Raw genomic sequence first — 14,249 nt, forward strand, 5'->3', positions numbered from 1 at the left:
ATTTGTTTTTCACCATCACTTAATATTAATATTTTAGTATCTTCATTAATATCATAAGTATCCATTGATTTAAAAATTTTATCAATAAAATTATCAATTTAGATTTATCATTTTTATTCTTATGATTTTTATTCATCATTTGAAAAACGCCTTTTTTCTTTTTCATTTTTTTTCTGTTTTTTGTTGATTTTTCTTCATCAACACCAACATGCATAGTTGAAAGAAAATATTTTATTTTCAACTCTTTTTTTATTTTTCTCACATAGGTTCAAATGCCCCATCAATTTGAATATATAAAACATTATTTGGAATTTTAATTTTATTGTTATTTTTATTACTAATGTAATCGGTTTCTTCTAAATCTGCATTTTTAAAAATATTAGATATTGTTCTTTCACTAAGATTAGCGTTTTCGACAGTATCTAAAATATCTTTATATCTTTTTCCATCGCCTAAAAATGAAGTAATTTTATTTATTAAATTTTGTTCATTTCTTTGGTATTTTTTTAAACCTAATTCTTCATCCAAAGGATAGTGGTTTATATATTCATTTTTTTCTTCATCATATTTAACATATCTTCGTCTTTTTAAATTTATATCTCCATCTTCTGTTTTAATTGTTTTTTGGTATTTTTGATACAACCTTATATCCTTGTAATATTTTTCCTTGTTGATATAATTTAAAATATCTCATTATCTCTTTCAATCAAGAAATTTTTAGTTTCATTGTTTGTTTCTATTATTTTATTTTCTTTATAATTTCCTAATAAATTTTTGTTTTAATTCCATTTTATAATTTCCTTTCTTAATTAAAAAAATATTTTAAATTATGCTAGTTAATAAATTATGATATTTAATACTTAATATTATTTTATCAAAATGGGGGTACATGAAAAATGCAGGATTTTACAAAAATTAATAACAAAAAACGAATTACTAGTTATGAACATTTAAATAAAAAATATGATTTGAATTTTAGTGACTATAATTTTGGTTTTGATTGAGAAGTATTTAAAGAATTTGTTGGTGATAGTTATGCCCGATATTTTACTTCGCCAACTTTTTTTAAGTTTGTTTCAGCGGGGCGTGGTACTAATAAAACATGAAATCATTTAGCAGAAAAATTATTTTTTGCTTGTAATTTTACAGATGCTTCATCTAATATTTTACGAAGATATGCCAACACCCACGAAGATACTACATTTGGCGATACAATTAATGTCTGTAATTATCTATATGATAAATATGGGATTGATATAGGACCCGACAATGAAAATGGTATTGTTTTGACCTAAAAATGTTAAAGAAGGCGGCGAGATTGTTTTTCCTAGTGGTGTTCGCATTGCTTTTGCGGGTTATGCTAATGGTAATAAAATTATGGGTAAAGTTGGTAAAGGTAGCGGTATTATATCGGCGTGAACAGATGAAATGATACATGCCGAAGAAAAAGAAATCTTAACTGATAAAGAATTAGATAAAAGATATAATAATTTAAGAGTTTCAATGTTTCGTTCTAAAAGTTTAAAAGTATCTTATGAAAAATATACCGATGAAAATAATAATGAACAATATAATCTAGATAATTCTATTCCTGTAAAAGAATTATCTTGGACATTTCAAGAATGAGATAACATAGCAAAACAACATATAACAGTAACAACATATTTTCATAAAACATATTCTAATCAATTTACTTTTAATCCTTTTGATAAATACCATGTATTTTATGAAAAATTTGTAACCCCATATTTACCCTTAAATGAAAGAATTAAAAATATTTTAAAAGAACATAACCAAGTATATTCAGAAAACAAACAAGCATTTAATGGTTTGGGTATTTTTAATTTACGATTAACAATGGGTTCTGTATGAAATAAAATACCTGATATTACTAAAAAACTTGTTTTAGCAAATAAAGAAGGGCGACCTGATTTATTTGAACTTGAATACTACGGTTTTGAATATAACGATAATGACCCCAGTATTTATGTTTTACGAAATTATCGTAAATATATTAAAGAGTATAATTTACAAGATTTTTATAATTCCAATACAAAACAGTATCAATTTGATAGTTATTCAATTGGTGTGGATTATGCTAATGGTAGTGAAGACCATACAGTGTTTTTATTTAGTGGTTATAAAATTAATGAAAATAATGAATATGATAAATATTTAATTGAAGAAAATGTTGTTACACCTAAAAACACAATGAATTTAAATGAAATAGTTGAATATTATGGACAATGAATAATTAATACATTTGATAAATTTGATGATTTTGAAATATGCTACATTTCATTATGATATTAATGCCCACGACTTTATGCAAAAATTACAAGAAGATATTTATCCTTATTTGGGTTATAAAATTAAAAATGTTTAAAGCCAAAAAAACATCAGACATCCCTTAATAAAGAAGCAGGTATAATAAATCGTGTAACATGAATAAGAAAAATGTTTGTTCAAGGCAAAATATATGGCACATTAGATAACTTTCCATTTTTAGATAAATGCATTAGTGAACTAAGATTTAGTGACACCAAAACAAACACACCCGATAGTAAAATGTATCATGACCCATATGATGCTTTGTTTTATGGTTCTTATCCATATCGTTTTAAAATGGGAATATAAAAAAGGTTTTTAAAACCTTCTAACATTTATAAATTTTATTTACTTTTTATTTATTAAATAATTGGTATTTAATGACTTTCTAAACTAGGTGATTTTTCTTGTATTTCATTACCATCATCATTTTTCAATAGTTCAGGATGACAATTTTTATAACTTAATTTAAGATGTTTTCTAACTGTATTAAAATCTAACACCTCAACTTCAATTTCATCACCAATATCAAAAAAATCTTTAATATCTTTAACAAAGTAATCTGAAACTTCACTAATATGGATTAAACCATCAGCCTTTTCTGCTCTACAAAAAGCACCATAAGGTGTAACGTTTGTTATTTTAACATTAACTTTATTTCCTTTTTTATACATAAATTAAATATACTTCCTTTTTTTAAATAATTTAATTATATCATTAAGACTATAAAAAATCATTTGCAGGAATTGGGCGAGCGGTTGATTTTCTTAAATTTTTGTGATAAAATGACTTACAAGTTAAAAAAATTTTTGAGATTCTTTCAAACAAATTTGGGAACCTTTATAAAATTCTTCGCTTAACGCTTAGAATTTTTCCCAAGTATTTTGAAAAGCGCGGCAAAAGTTTTTTTAAACTTTAAGTTATTTTTCACAAAACTATCGAAAATCACCGCGAGCCCAGATTAATGCAGTATAATCACAATAATAAACATATATTCACCTCCTTTCTAAAATAAACATATTTAAAAATGCTTGACTTGCATATATATATATATATATATAATGTCAATAGGTCTTGATAAAAATTTGCAAGATTAAATAAAGGAAATAACGAAATGAAAAAACTTTTAAGTTTATTAAGTGTATTAACTATTAGTGGAACTACAATGCCAACATTGGTTGCTAATATAAGTTATCCTTACAATAATTCAGATACAAGAATATCTTTTCAAGATAATCATGAAGAATGAGGATGGGGACCATCAAGAGGAAGAATTGATTTTAATGTTTTATCAAAAAAAATTGAATTTGGTGGTTTTGGATATGCTGATAATAAATTTGATACTTCAGTAACTATTCGTATTACAGATGAAAATAAAAATATTGTTAAAACAATTTTTATTAATAAAAATAAATCTTTAAATGATATTATTAGAGAATATAATTTACAAAATGGTATTGATTATAAAAATGGTTATTCTATTGATATTTGATCAGAAAAAGCAAATTCAACAATTTTTCATTATAAAAATAATTTAAATAATCGTGTATGAAATCTTTCAACCGGACCTCATACTGAAAAATTTATAATAATGAATGATAAATTGTGAGAGCCAAATATTTTAATAGAAAAATTTCCTAATTTAATAACTAGACCATTAGTTAGACGAACAAGTAATAATAATCAAAATAATTATGCACCAAATTTAGTAATAGATGAATGAGATGACAATCTTAGTCAATATTATGATTCTTTAATTAGTGTTGTAGATTATTTAAATAGAGAAGGAATAATAGAACAATTTGGCAGAACGAACGGCACTTACCGTTTAACTAACCAAAATGGATATTTTATTATAGGTATACAATTTCAAGGTTTATCTAGTTTAAATAATACTGTTGAATTAGTTTTTGATAGATCAAATTTATATCTTCAAGGATTTATATTAAGAGAAGATAATGGTAGACAAAATAGTGCTGATGGAACATATTATTATTTTTCAGATAGTACTTATAGAACAAATTTAGGAATTAATCATTTAACTAATGTTAATTTAAATTTTGGAGGAAGTTATACTAATTTAATCGCTGATGGAGATCTTAATATTTCTTCACAATCATTATTTAGTTCTTTTCGATTTTTAGCATCTTTTAATAATAGCAATCAACAAAGAATAAATATATCATCAAATTTAATGCGTATAATTTTAGCTACTTCAGAATCACTTAGATTTAACAATATAATTAGTACGATTCAACGTAATAATAATCCTATTTCATGGAGAAGCTATTTCTCAAATTTATTAACTAATTGAGGTTCAATGAGTCAAGAATTTATAAGACGAGTAAATAATATGAATAATGGTGTGCAAATTTGAGATCATGTTAATGATAATTCTAGTAGAATTTCTCCAGCTTTAATGGCTTTTCTTTTAAATATAAGAATATTAAATAATAAATAATTAAAATTTCTTATAATAGGAATAAATTGAGTTTATTCCTATTTTTAATTAAATTATCAAAATTTATAAAAAACACAAAGGAGATAAATATGAAAAAAATATTAAGTCTTTTAGGAACAATAACTTTAATTGGAACAAGTACAACCAGTTTAGTTGCTTGTAATACATCACAATATAGTGAAGAACAATTAAAAAAACAAAAAGAAAAATACAAAATAGATACAAAAGATGGTATTTTAGAATGAATAGCACCACAAGAAAAACCATTTAATCAAATTGATAATAAATGATATTTTGTTGTATGAAAAACTAATAATTGAAATATTACTAAGTTTAAAAATAATACTTTAATAAATAGATGACATCCAAGTATTGAAATTGACAATAAAAATGAAGATGAAAATTATAAATTAAATTTAGAATGAATAAGGGGACATGGAACAATCGTTATTCGTTCTTATAGTGTTATAAGTGATTGACCTGCTCCTAGATTTAAAACAATTTATCGATGAAATTTAGATACAAATATGCCCAATTTAATTGTTGGTAAAGATGGTATTATAAAAGTTAATTAATAAAAAAGTCATTTATTAAAATGACTTTTTTATATTTCTAATGTAATTAATGATAATTTTTCATTGTTTTTATTAAATAGTTGTAAATTATCAATATTAATTTGTTCTCTTACTGATGGATATAAAAATATTACACTATTTGATTGTTTTAGAAAATTAACAACCGCAATGTTTGAATAAGATTTTTCATATTCAATACCATTTTTATATAAATATCAAACATTAAATTCTATTAATTGTAAATATGTATCTCTATCTTTTCCGCTGACTTTAGTTCCAATTTGTGTTTTTTCGATTAATTCTAAGTTTATATATTTTCCTTCAATAATTTTTTCATTTGGTTTTTCAATAAAAATATTTATATCATAGCTTCCATAACCTCATATACCAGATATTTCAATTTGATTTAAATTAAATAATTTTTTATCATAAGTTATTTTAATATTATCTACAACTAAATTTTTAGTCATATCCATTCAAAATGTTTTAGAATAAAGTAATCTATATCGTTGTGAATAATAGTCTAAATAGTCTTCTATTTTGTTATTAGAAACAATTAAACTAATTAAATATTTACCATATTCGCCATCAGATAATTTAATTTCTGCTGGAATAAGAGAAGGAATATTGTTTGTTTCTAATTCATTTGTTATTGATAATCAATTAAAATAATTTGCTTCTAATTTATAAATAGGGTTTTCTGAAATATCTTTGTTTTTAGAATTTATTTTAATTTCATTATCATCATTGTTAATGTTATTTTGTTGTTTTAAATTTCAATCTGTAATTTGTCCTGTATTTGGATTAATTTGAGGTTTAAGAGGTTCATCAATACCATTTCATCGATAAATTGTTTTAAATCTAGGAGCAGGTCAATCACTTATAACACTATAAGAGCGAATAACGATTGTTCCATGTCCCCTTATTCATTCTAAATTTAATTTATAATTTTCATCTTCATTTTTACTGTCAATTTCAATACTTGGATGTCATCTATTTATTAAAGTATTATTTTTAAACTTAGTAATATTTCAGTTATTAGTTTTTCAAACAACAAAATAATACTTATTATCAACTGTATTAAATGGTTTATCATTTGCATAAACTTCTTGTCAATAATTTATTGGTTCAGGTGGAATGGGGGCGTTATCACTAAAATTAAAATATAATGAATTTAATTGAACTTTACAATGTTCGAATAATCAATATCCTATTTCTGTTGTTGAATTAGGGGTTGATATTAATTCAAAATAATATGGAGCAATTAATTTAACATCATCATTATAACCTTTATTAATGGCATATTTGCTATACGTATAATTTGAAAGCATATAAATAATTTGTTTAAATCTTTTAACAGATTGATCATTAATAGATGTAGAATTATCTAATTTTCAGTTTTCAAATAAACCATCAATAACATCTTCGGGTTTTTGTCCTTCAAATTTTTGACGTAGTTCAGCTGCTTTATTGTTAGGATTACCTTTTTCATCGTATTTTGCCCCTTGAAATTTTCTATCATAATTATAACGATATGTTAAATAATTTAATAAAACTTTTTCTAAACCATTCTTATTTACTAAATCTAAAATATCTTTACCTTGAATATAGTTTTGGGCGATACTTCATGGTAAAAAACTTTCGGTAAATCAATACTGAAATATTCGTACATTAGGACTAGTTTCAATTGGCATTGATAATAATGGAACTAAACTAGCATTTTCAATATTTGATGATGGATAAGAATAAACACCATTGACATTACCTCAACACTTAATATTTCCAAACAACATTGATTTAGGGTACTTAATTTTAATCCCAGTAAAAACAGTATTCTCGGGCAATGATTTTTGTAAAACTAAGTGAATACTATTCTGATTTTTTCATTTAAAATCAGTCACTTTAACTAAATGAGTAGATTTAATAATGTTAACTTCATCTGGTGAATAAGGGCGTTTGTATTCTTCAATGATATAGCATTCATTTTTATTGTCTTCGGTAATTGGTTCATTAATAGATACTACTTTTAAGTCGTAAGATTCTAAAAATGTTTTATCTTGTTTTGAAATATCATTAATTAAGATATCTTTTTCATCAATCATCACATAACTTGTACTATTATCTTGGATTGTGGTGTTTTGCTGAATTTGTAATTTAAAATTAAAGTCACTAATTTCATAACCAATAATTTTAATATATTCATCTTTGTCAATAAAACCGATTTTAACGCTATTTTGAGAGTAGTTTAAGGTAGGTTTTTGTTTTGTCTTAACAAGATTATTAATTTTATAAATATATAAGGTTCTGGCACGGTCTTCTGTAAATAATTGTTCTAAGTCAGGGTCTCTATATTGTGATTGATTAGCAAAATCTAGCGGAATACTATCAATTGAATAATCAATTGGTTCATCATTTTCTGATAATTGTGCTAACATTTTTTCTGATGGTTTTAACATTATTCTTGTTCTCCTTATCCATTAGGTATATTGATAATAGTTTCGTTATTTTTTAGTTGTCTGTTTAAAGTAGCATTTACTGGTAAACGAATATCAACAATTAACTCGTCAATATTTTTAATATTGAATGTTCTACCGTTTAAAATCGCATTATCATATTTAATTAACTTAATAATAAATTCAGTTAATTTAATTTCTCTAATATATATCATTTGTTCATATGATGCGTTTGTTTGAATATTTACTCCCGCAACTTCTGCTTGAGTTTGTTGGGCTCCTTTAGCGATTGCGGGAACATGATGGCGATTTATTTTATAGTAATTAGTTAATAATCAATCATATATTTTGGTTAATTGTTCACCTTTAAAATTACCAGCAATATAGTCTACTGGTTGAAAATTACTATCAGGGTCTCCTTCAACTAATAACAAGTCATTTTCAATAAATGAAGCTAACATTTTGCTAATTTCTTGGTCAACTACACCAGTAACTCCATTAGTATTAATGGTAAATTTACCACTATTTAATAATGGGTCTAACATTATCTTTTCAGCAATAATATCTAAAATACTAGCGAATTGTTTGCCATAACGAGCAGAAGGTTCAAAATTAGGGTTGTTAGGAATAATTTCAATTGGAATAAAATTAAGTGGTAATATTTCTTTTCTTTGTAATGTTGTATAGTTATTTCATTTTACATCATCAATATATAAATCGGTAATAGTACTGTATAATCGTGTTTTTAACTTTCTAATAACTTTTACTTGTTTAGTTATATAATCAATTTCTAATTTTTCAGTAATAAAAACACTCTGGTCATTTTTAATATAAGGATCATAATCAAAAGTACAAGATACTAAATTACCCAATTCGTCATATTGGTCATTGTAAAAATCAATCGTAATAAAATTAAGTTTTGAATTATTAGCAAAAATAAAGTATGCACCTTTACCATTTTTATTAATTTTATATTCGTTATATCAATTCTTATTAGTAAAGTCTTGCATTTTTAAAAAGTTATTAATTAATTTAGTATCTAATTGTTGATTAGTAAGTGGATTATAAATGCTAATTTCTAAATCTCGTGGATTTAAAAAATTAGCATTATCTTCACAAATTCTTTTTTCTAAAATTTCATTATGTTTTTGAACAGTAACATTTTTACGATTAGTAATCGTTGATGCTAAATTAAGATAATAACTATCAATATCATAATCTTTTTTTATTTTCTTTTTTGCTGGTAACATTCCCATTTATATCACCTCTTTATTTTGTATCTTCTTTTTTAATAACATCTTCAATAATATCTTGTTTTTGTTGTTTGTTATGTGTTTTGATAAATCTAATTGTTTCAATAATTAAAACAATTACCCCAAAACTATTAAACATTGCACCAATAATTACATATGCAGGTCAACCAATTCCTAATTTAGTAGGTCCTATAAAACAAATAATAATTCCTACAATAAAAAACAATGATGAAACTCCAAAAATTTTCAAAAACATAATTACATCTTTAATAGTTAATTTTGGCATAATATCATCTCCTTTCTAAATTACTTTTTTTCTTTCAATTCTTATTCAGTTCATACCCGCAGCATTAATTGATCCGCTTTTACCAATTAATAAGTTAAAATTGATATAAGGTTGATTAAAAACTCACTCAATATCTACGTTATAATCTAAGATTGTTTCAAGTGCTGGTGATTGTTTTTCATTATGACTAAATCTAACCCATATTTTATATATATACTTATTTTTATTAAATTCAGGTATATTAAAAACTGAAAGTGAAAGTTCTTTTTCTACTAATAATTCTCATTCATTGGGTATTTTAGGCAAATCTTTTTTTTGTAAATAAAACTTATCAATATATTTAGTAGTACCAAAGGTATCATCTGTACTTTCAATTCCTGCAACTCCACCATCAATAACATCATAATTCGCAACTATTTTACTTCCACCAAAACTAGGATCTCAAATTCTTAATTTCCCTGTTTCAGCATTAAAATCAGCATTATTATGTTTACTGGCGTTTGGCATTAAAGTAATTTTATTTTGTTTTAAATCTGAAACTGCAATTTTTCCATCATCATTTTTAATGATAGTTTTATTATCAAATGGAACACTTAATTCATTGTTAGAATTATATACAACCGATTTGTTATCAATTTTAAATCAATTATCTATTTTCTTTTCTAATTTATCATCATTTTTTATTCTTTCAGTTTTTTCTTTTTCTAATAAAGAGTCAACTTCTAATTGGGTATAATATGCTTCTAAATCTATCATAGTTAAATCAATACCTTCTTCTTGAAAAGTACGAAACATTTTCTTTAAAGTTGTTAGATTAGCTAATGATTTTACATAGGTGGGCAATAAACCTTGTCATGTTGCCATTGGGTCATTTTGAGAAGAATAATTAATATCACCAACATTCATAGATGCTGAAGTAAAGAATTCAATCGGAATACGATTAAATATTCAGTGTTCAACCGTAATAAATACCATGTTAATACATATTTTCTTCAATAACGGGTCTTTAAATGTTTCAAACTTTAATTTTGAAAATGGATAATTCAAATAGGAATTAATCATATTTTGGGCTCTTAAAGCAAATGTTTTAAATCATAATTCTACATCACCTTTAAAGAACTTATTATAACGAACTGGAACTTGTGTAATTTTACCTGTCATTGGATTAAAATTATTATAATTTTCCAAAGTAACATTTTGTCATAATTCATTTAACATTTAATCATCTCCTTATCATTTACTTTTTTTAGAATATATTTTCTTTAATATAAATTTTTTACTATTTAGTAATGTTTTTGTTTTAATTGTTTTGTTTAAATCTTGGTTTGCTCTGAATTGTTTGTATGTTTGAAACGCTAAACCACCACCCAACAAACTAGTAACCGCACTGTTTTCTAGTGTTTTTAACATTTTATCTTTATTAGTAAGATTGTTTTTAAATTGTTCTTGCAATTTTAATACCTTAGCAATTGTTCGATATATTTTAAAACTATCTTTTACGATTTGTTGATAAGAAACTGGAGCAAAAGAAACTAAATTAAATAAACTTGCTTTTTTAAATCCTCAGCCAATAAACCATTCACTGTTCATATAGAATTTAAAAGGTTCAGAAGCCAAAACAAACTGTTCTGCTTTGATTAAAGTTGTCATAACGACAATAGGGGCATATTGCGTATTTTTATAATATATTGTTAAAGCAACTTCACCGGCAACTGATAAAGGAGCAATTTTAACTGCTAAAAAAACATCAGAACCATAGGCAAAAGGTAATAATTGGCCTTTTTTAATAGCCTTAGTTTCAAATTTAGATAATATTTTTTTAGTTTTATCAGTAATTTTATTAATTACTTTTTGTTTAATAGCAATTATTTGTTTTTCAATTGGGTCTAATAATTTTTTAGTTACTTTTTGAATATAAAAATTTGGGTTTAAATGATTTAAAATTTTATTTAATTTAATTGGTATTTGATGTAAAATATTTAATAATTTATTATTAAATATTTTACTGCCCCGCATTAAATTAGCATTTAATAGTAGGTTTTTACCAACACCTTTTTTATGAAGATTGGCCATAATTTTATATCATTCATCAGTATTTATTTTGCTTATTTTATTAATATTTAACCCATATTCAGACAATCATTTATTAGCATTTTTTTCATTTACGCTTGGTATTTTTTGAACTAATTTAGGACTTATTTTTTGAATATTTTTCTCAATTTTTAATAAATTATTAATTGTTTCTAAATTAGAAACTTTAAAACCTCTATAAAAATCATTTCGTGCTAATTTTCCAATTGTATATAATAAAGTTTCATTATTAGCCTGTTTTGTAAAATCAAATATTAATTTATCAGATAAAATCTTTTTACCCGTAACTTGGCTTACAATATCTTCTAAATTATTAGCAGTTATTAACCCTAATTTTTCAAGTAATTTATTTTCTTTGGCTAATTTTAAAATTCTAGTTGTGCGAGCAGCCCGTGTTAATTTACCAACACCACCAATTGCTGGTAACAAATTTAAGGCAGTACTTTTTACTGTCACTTCTGATGTTAATTTATCGTATATTTGATTTACAGCAAAATCGGTTGCTGTTTCTACTCCAAAAGAGATAAATGCTGCGGCAAAATTAGATAATCCCGCACCAAGACCAATAGCAGATGCTACACCACCAGTTAAAACTGATAAACCAAGGGCTAAAACTTGAATTCCTAAAAATTCTAATAACTGTAAACCAAAACTTTTTTTCTTGTTGTTGGATTGACAATCTAGTTGGATTTTTTTTAACAGCATAAATAAGGGCTGTTTTAGATGTTCCAATTGGCATATCTATTAAACCAAAAAGTACTATTTTTTAGTACTATTAAGAATTTTTAATTTTAACATCAATCGGATTTGTTTGACCAGTAGCATTGTTTTTACCTTCAATTTGAACTTCAACAGTTTTATCATTTGTAATATTAATTGGTCAATCTTCACCTTTACTTTCAATAAAGTAATCGAAATCACTTTCAGTTAAAGAACTATTTACTGCTTTTACCACTTTTAAAACAACATCTTTAAATTGTGGTTTTAATTGTTCTGCTGTTGTTTGTGTTGGGTCTGTAACATGAATAGTTGGTTTATCTAATTTATGGTTGTATGTATTATTTAAGGGTTTTAATTAATATCTTAGAAATTGTGGAATAATATACCACTTACTTATCTATAGTATATAACTTTTAATTTTATTGTCAATAATATTTTAGTATTTTTTAAATTTTTTCACAACAAAAAATATATTTTTATTAAAATTACTTAATTTATTATATAAAATTAATAAAGATATAAGTTTTGTTGTAATTTTTTATTAAAATTATTAACTGAATAATTAATTCTATTTTCTTCTAATGGTTCATTAGTGTTAAATAAATTAATTTTATTTTTAAAATTCATCATACTAGTATTTAATTTATTTTTAAGAGTTTTTTCATGATAAGTTGCTTTTTTAACCAAAACACCCTTACAGTAATGTGATATATCACCTTCAATATGACAACCAATATTATTTCATAATATTTGATTTCTGACACCCTCTTCATTATTTTTAATTAATTTAATTGTTTCTTTTAAGAATTTCATTTTTGATTCTTTTATAAAAGAAGAACTGTTTTCTAAGCATTGTAATAATTCTTCATATTTTGCATTATAAAAATAATCAACGGTTTTATGATAAGTTTCTCTATTTTCTTTATTTTTATTTTGAAACGGATATAGTTTTTTAAATCTACTTGTAAGATGAAATTTATCTATGGTGTAATGTACTTTATTTTTAGGGAAATATTCTTGAATAACTTTTGCAATATTTTTAATTCAAGGTGCACCATCACCTAATACCATAATTTCAATATTGTCATTAATATCATAATAACTTGTAATTAATATAAGTAATTTATTAACAAAATTAGTTAATTTACTATTTTTTCTAATATATTCTGGAATGTTATCTAATTCTATAACACCCAATTTATTTTCAATTACAGGTCTTTTTTTAGTTGATTTTGCTTTATCAAAACCAGTATAAACAGTTGAAAATATACTATGTTTTTTTATTTTCTGTTTTCCTATTTTATTTTCATTTCACATTTTTAAAAAAGTTCCATCAATTTGAATATATAAAGTATGCGGTATTTTTATTTTTTTATTAGTTTTATTAAGATAATATTCTTTATCAGTTTTTGCATTTTTCATAATATTTGAAATTGTTTTTATACAAATTTTTACATGTTCCATAGTATCTAAAATATCTTGATATGTTTTTTTCTTGCCAATAAATGATAATATTTTTTCTTTAACAGAATTATCTATTCTTTGTCATTTTTCAATTACTAAAAGTTTATCCAAAGGAAAAATATATTCTTCTTTACCTGTTTCTGGATTAATTTTATAATATCTTCTTCTTTTAAAAGTTATTTTCCCATTTAAAATAGTTAATGTTCTTGGTTTTATTTCTTTTACTTTATAATCTTTAAATTCTTTTAAAGTTTCATCAATTTTATAATTTTTAAAAATTCATTTATCATAATTTTCTAAATTTTGTTGAATAATTTCAATACTTTGTTTATCTAATAAAATATTAAAATTGTTAAAAAAGTTGTTATCAACATTTATCATTTTTTACCCTCTTTCTTAATTTCAAACATTATCACAAAAATAATAAAAAATCAAAAAAGATAGTAATTTTTATTTAATATGTTATAATATAGGTGTTAATTTATTTATTAGCAAATTAATTTAACTAAGAAGGTAAAGAAATTTACCTTTTTTTTATTTTAATTAAGAATGTAAATAAAAAGAACCGGCCAAGTTCTTTCGTACATGTTTTTTCTATACTTATATTTAACCATATAA

15 protein-coding genes are annotated in these 14,249 nt (G+C 23.6%); 5 read left to right on the forward strand and 10 right to left on the reverse strand.

From position 1 onward, the window contains the following. Positions 1–25: 25 nt before the first annotated feature. Positions 26–262: a hypothetical protein gene (locus MSROBK_RS10530; RefSeq protein WP_159373284.1), complete on the reverse strand. Its 237-nt coding sequence runs from the start codon at positions 260–262 to the stop codon at positions 26–28. Continuing rightward, a complete protein-coding gene (locus MSROBK_RS10535) occupies positions 250–642 on the reverse strand; it encodes a UPF0236 family transposase-like protein (protein WP_159373285.1) in 393 nt (130 codons plus the stop codon). Before MSROBK_RS10535 ends, MSROBK_RS10530 begins: the two co-directional genes overlap by 13 nt. A gap of 254 nt (positions 643–896) precedes the next feature. On the opposite strand from MSROBK_RS10535, the gene MSROBK_RS10540 reads away from it, so the two are divergent. From MSROBK_RS10540 to MSROBK_RS10550, 3 genes are all read left to right on the forward strand, one after another. Beyond that, a complete protein-coding gene (locus MSROBK_RS10540) occupies positions 897–1,295 on the forward strand; it encodes a hypothetical protein (RefSeq protein WP_159373286.1) in 399 nt (132 codons plus the stop codon). Then, entirely contained in the window at positions 1,270–2,313 is a 1,044-nt protein-coding gene (locus MSROBK_RS10545) for a hypothetical protein (RefSeq protein WP_159373287.1), read from the forward strand. Before MSROBK_RS10540 ends, MSROBK_RS10545 begins: the two co-directional genes overlap by 26 nt. A gap of 144 nt (positions 2,314–2,457) precedes the next feature. Next, positions 2,458–2,637 (forward strand): hypothetical protein, encoded by a 180-nt coding sequence (locus tag MSROBK_RS10550; RefSeq protein ID WP_159373288.1) that lies wholly within the window; start codon positions 2,458–2,460, stop codon positions 2,635–2,637. Between the two features lie 68 nt (positions 2,638–2,705). Here MSROBK_RS10550 and MSROBK_RS10555 read toward each other — a convergent pair whose 3' ends face one another. After that, positions 2,706–3,002, reverse strand: a complete 297-nt coding sequence (locus MSROBK_RS10555) for a S1 RNA-binding domain-containing protein (RefSeq protein ID WP_159373289.1) — start codon at positions 3,000–3,002, stop codon at positions 2,706–2,708. A 440-nt stretch (positions 3,003–3,442) separates the two neighbouring features. On the opposite strand from MSROBK_RS10555, the gene MSROBK_RS10560 reads away from it, so the two are divergent. Then, a complete protein-coding gene (locus MSROBK_RS10560; protein ID WP_040094559.1) occupies positions 3,443–4,789 on the forward strand; it encodes a ribosome-inactivating family protein in 1,347 nt (448 codons plus the stop codon). A gap of 89 nt (positions 4,790–4,878) precedes the next feature. Continuing rightward, positions 4,879–5,364, forward strand: a complete 486-nt coding sequence (locus MSROBK_RS10565; RefSeq protein ID WP_040094561.1) for a lipoprotein — start codon at positions 4,879–4,881, stop codon at positions 5,362–5,364. A 29-nt stretch (positions 5,365–5,393) separates the two neighbouring features. Here the strand turns inward: MSROBK_RS10565 and MSROBK_RS10570 are convergent, their stop codons facing one another. The 7 genes from MSROBK_RS10570 to MSROBK_RS10600 all read right to left on the reverse strand — a co-directional run bounded on the left by MSROBK_RS10570 (position 5,394) and on the right by MSROBK_RS10600 (position 14,012). Further along, positions 5,394–7,820, reverse strand: a complete 2,427-nt coding sequence (locus MSROBK_RS10570; RefSeq protein WP_040094563.1) for a hypothetical protein — start codon at positions 7,818–7,820, stop codon at positions 5,394–5,396. 14 nt (positions 7,821–7,834) lie between these two features. Continuing rightward, on the reverse strand, positions 7,835–9,073 hold the full coding sequence (locus MSROBK_RS10575) for a hypothetical protein (RefSeq protein WP_040094565.1): 1,239 nt from the start codon (positions 9,071–9,073) through the stop codon (positions 7,835–7,837). A gap of 13 nt (positions 9,074–9,086) precedes the next feature. Then, complete coding sequence (locus tag MSROBK_RS10580; protein WP_040094567.1) at positions 9,087–9,356, reverse strand: hypothetical protein; 270 nt, start codon at positions 9,354–9,356, stop codon at positions 9,087–9,089. A gap of 15 nt (positions 9,357–9,371) precedes the next feature. Next, on the reverse strand, positions 9,372–10,574 hold the full coding sequence (locus MSROBK_RS10585; protein ID WP_040094569.1) for a hypothetical protein: 1,203 nt from the start codon (positions 10,572–10,574) through the stop codon (positions 9,372–9,374). 12 nt (positions 10,575–10,586) lie between these two features. Beyond that, positions 10,587–12,152 carry a hypothetical protein gene (locus MSROBK_RS10590; RefSeq protein ID WP_040094571.1) on the reverse strand — a complete coding sequence of 522 codons (1,566 nt, stop codon included), beginning with the start codon at positions 12,150–12,152 and terminating at the stop codon, positions 10,587–10,589. Between the two features lie 70 nt (positions 12,153–12,222). Continuing rightward, complete coding sequence (locus MSROBK_RS10595; RefSeq protein ID WP_040094573.1) at positions 12,223–12,402, reverse strand: hypothetical protein; 180 nt, start codon at positions 12,400–12,402, stop codon at positions 12,223–12,225. Between the two features lie 272 nt (positions 12,403–12,674). Then, entirely contained in the window at positions 12,675–14,012 is a 1,338-nt protein-coding gene (locus MSROBK_RS10600) for an Mbov_0401 family ICE element transposase-like protein (RefSeq protein WP_040092844.1), read from the reverse strand. Positions 14,013–14,249 lie beyond the last annotated feature (237 nt).

The organism is Spiroplasma poulsonii, from assembly GCF_009866525.1.
Classification (GTDB): Bacteria; Bacillota_I; Bacilli_A; order Mycoplasmatales; family Mycoplasmataceae; genus Spiroplasma; species Spiroplasma poulsonii.